This window comes from uncultured Oscillibacter sp., from assembly GCF_910587525.1.
Taxonomy (GTDB): Bacteria; Bacillota; Clostridia; order Oscillospirales; family Oscillospiraceae; genus Oscillibacter.
Genome location: NZ_CAJULS010000199.1, coordinates 1 through 3051, shown reverse-complemented (window position 1 = coordinate 3051; position 3051 = coordinate 1). Strand labels below are relative to the sequence as shown.

2 protein-coding genes, 1 tRNA gene and 1 pseudogene are annotated in these 3051 nt (G+C 56.3%); 3 read left to right on the top strand and 1 reads right to left on the bottom strand.

Features of this window, described 5'->3' with window-relative positions:
• The coding region (locus QZ326_RS12350; RefSeq protein ID WP_295745707.1) for a GTP-binding protein at positions 1-913 on the bottom strand (913 nt) is incomplete at its 3' end.
• Between the two features lie 355 nt (positions 914-1268).
• On the opposite strand from QZ326_RS12350, the gene QZ326_RS12345 reads away from it, so the two are divergent.
• The 3 genes and pseudogenes from QZ326_RS12345 to QZ326_RS12335 all read left to right on the top strand — a co-directional run.
• Positions 1269-2435: a phosphoglycerate dehydrogenase gene (locus QZ326_RS12345; protein ID WP_295745704.1), complete on the top strand. Its 1167-nt coding sequence runs from the start codon at positions 1269-1271 to the stop codon at positions 2433-2435.
• 363 nt (positions 2436-2798) lie between these two features.
• Positions 2799-2875, top strand: a tRNA-Arg gene (locus QZ326_RS12340).
• An 81-nt stretch (positions 2876-2956) separates the two neighbouring features.
• Positions 2957-3051 (top strand): annotated as a pseudogene (locus tag QZ326_RS12335) (rubrerythrin family protein); the annotation flags it as partial.

Below are 3051 nucleotides of genomic sequence, written 5' to 3'. Positions count from 1 at the left end.
TCACGAAGGGCAGGGCCTCCACCGTGTCGGGGACGCAGATGGTGTCCCCGATGGTCACGTCGGGAATGCCGCTCATGGCGATGATGTTCCCCGCAAAGGCCTCCGTCACGCTTTTCCGGCCCAGGCCGTCGAACTCGTAGATGGCGGTGGCCTTGGCCTTGCGGAGGACGGCCTCCGGGTCGTGGTAGTTGCAAACGGCAATCTCCTGGTTCTGCTTCAAGGAGCCCCGCTCAATGCGCCCGATGGCGATGCGGCCCACGAACTCGTTGTAGTCGATGGAGCTGACCAGCATCTGGAAGGGCTCGTCCACGTTGGCCTCCGGGGCGGGGATATACTCCAGAATAGTCTCGAAGAGGGGCGTCAGGTCGGCGCCCACGGCATCGGGGGAATAAGAGGCCGTGCCGTTGCGGCCGGAGCAGAACAGCATGGGGCTGTCCAGCTGCTCCTGCGTGGCGTCCAGGTCCATGAGAAGCTCCAGCACCTCGTCGATGACCTCGTGAATCCGCTGGTCGGGGCGGTCGATCTTGTTCACCACCACAATGACCCGGTGGCCAAGCTCCAGAGCCTTGGAGAGGACGAAACGGGTCTGGGGCATGGGGCCCTCGGCGGCGTCCACCAGGAGAATCACGCCGTTGACCATCTTCAAAATGCGCTCCACCTCGCCGCCGAAGTCGGCGTGTCCTGGGGTATCCACAATGTTGATCTTGGTATCCTTGTATTGAATAGCTGTGTTTTTGGCCAGGATGGTGATGCCCCGCTCCCGCTCCAGGTCACCGGAGTCCATGACCCGGTCCACCACCTCCTGATTTTCCCGGTATACGCCGCCCTGCTTGAGCATCTCGTCCACCAGCGTGGTTTTGCCGTGGTCGACGTGGGCAATGATTGCAACGTTTCTCAATTTTTCATTCTGCATATCCTGTTGATCTCCTTTTACAAAGCAAGGCCGGACCTTGGCACATCCGAATTCAGGCCTTCCATTTCACATACGTTTTTTAATTATAGTCTCATTTTTCCAGTATTTCAATGGAAAAATCCACATCTTTTCATGTTTTCACCGTTTTTAATCCGTCAAAATGCCGCCTTTTCAAGGTCATACCTTTTTTACCAAGAATTCCATCTCTCTGCCCCTCATTTTTCGTCTCTCCGCACATTGACCCCCTCCCTTCCGGACGTCTATAATAGAGGTGCTGCCGGGGAAGCGGCGCCAGCGCCGCACGTTCCCTGGCAAGTAACGCGGCCCGCCGGGGCCGCCCAGGAGGCATTTGCCTATGTACCGCATTAAAACCTTCAACAAAATCTCCCCTGTAGGCCTGAGCCGCTTTGATCCGGAGCGCTATACTGTCTCTGACAGCGAGACCAATGAGGACGGCATTCTGGTCCGCTCCGCAAAGCTCCTGGACTATTCCCTGCCGGAGAGTCTGCTGGCCATCGCCCGGGCCGGGGTGGGCGTGAACAATATTCCCATTGACCGCTGTTCCGAGGCGGGAATCGCCGTGTTCTCCACCCCCGGCGCCAACGCCAACGCCGTCAAAGAGCTGGTGCTCTGCGCCATGCTCATGGGCTCTCGGGACGTAGACGGAGCCATCCGCTGGGTTCGGAGCCAGGTGGACGCCGGCGTAGACGTGACCACTGTGGTGGAAAAAGGCAAGTCCGCCTATGCCGGGCCGGAGCTTTATAAAAAGACCTTGGGCGTCATTGGCTTGGGAGCCATTGGTGCACTGGTGGCCAACATCGCACTGTCTCTGGGCATGGATGTCTACGGCTACGACCCCTATCTGTCCGTGGACGCCGCCCTGCGGCTGGACCGCCATATCCATGTGGTGAAGGATATCAACGAGCTGTACAAGCGGGCGGATTATGTCACCATCCACATCCATTTCACAGACAAAACAAAACACATGATTGACGCCAAGGCCATCGCCGCTATGAAGCGGGGCGTCCGCTTCATCAACCTGGCCCGGGGAGAAATTGTGAACGACGACGCCATGCTGGCGGCGCTGGACACTGGCTGGGTAGCCGCCTATATCACCGACTTCCCCACCAACCGCCTGGTTCAGGCCCCTCACGTGGTAGCCATGCCCCACCTGGGAGCCTCCACTCCGGAGAGTGAACAGAACTGCGCTGTTATGGCGGTGGACGAGCTGACGGATTACCTGGACAATGGAAATATCCGGAACTCTGTAAACCTCCCCAACGTCTCCATGGAGCGCAGCGGAGCTATGCGGATGTGCATCATTCATCGGAATGTACCGGCCATGCTGGCCAACATCACCGCGCTTCTAAGCAAAGACGGCGTGAATGTGGAAAACATGAGCAACAAGTCCCGAGGCGATTACGCCTATACCCTGGTGGATCTGGGCACCCTGGTGGAGTCAGATATCATCGAAGATGTAAAGCGCCTGACCAATGTGATCCGGGTGCGTGTGATTGAATAAAAGTGCAGGGAGGCCGCCTCTCTTGCGGCCTCCCTCAGAATGATATTCTGAAATTTTGGAAAAAACCAAAAGAAACTCTTTACACGGGAGAAATTTTCTGCTATACTGCTTAAGGCACATGAGGGAAACTTTCCCAAATGTCCGGAGAGATAATTTCATATCGTTCAGGTATGCGCCCGTGGCGCAGTTGGATAGCGCGTCAGACTCCGACGTTTCTGACAACTCCGGCTGAGATACGGCGCAAAGCCCTGCAAACAGGGGCGTTGGCGGATCGGCAGAGGAAAAAACGCCGTGAGCTGACTACTGTTTGACTACTATTTCCCCGGATAGCCGGAAAACTGAAAATCTTATATTGTCAGGTATGCGCCCGTGGCGCAGTTGGATAGCGCGTCAGACTCCGACTCTGAAGGCCGCTGGTTCGAATCCAGTCGGGCGTACCAAAAGCTCTAAAAACGCAGTTTTTAGAGCTTTTTTGTAACTTTTTGCATCTATTTTGAAGATTTGAAAGGGAGGATTTCACCATGTCCAAATACGCCGGAACCCAGACGGAGAAAAACCTGCAGGCCGCTTTTGCCGGGGAGTCCCAGGCCCGGAACAAGTACACCTATTTTGCGTC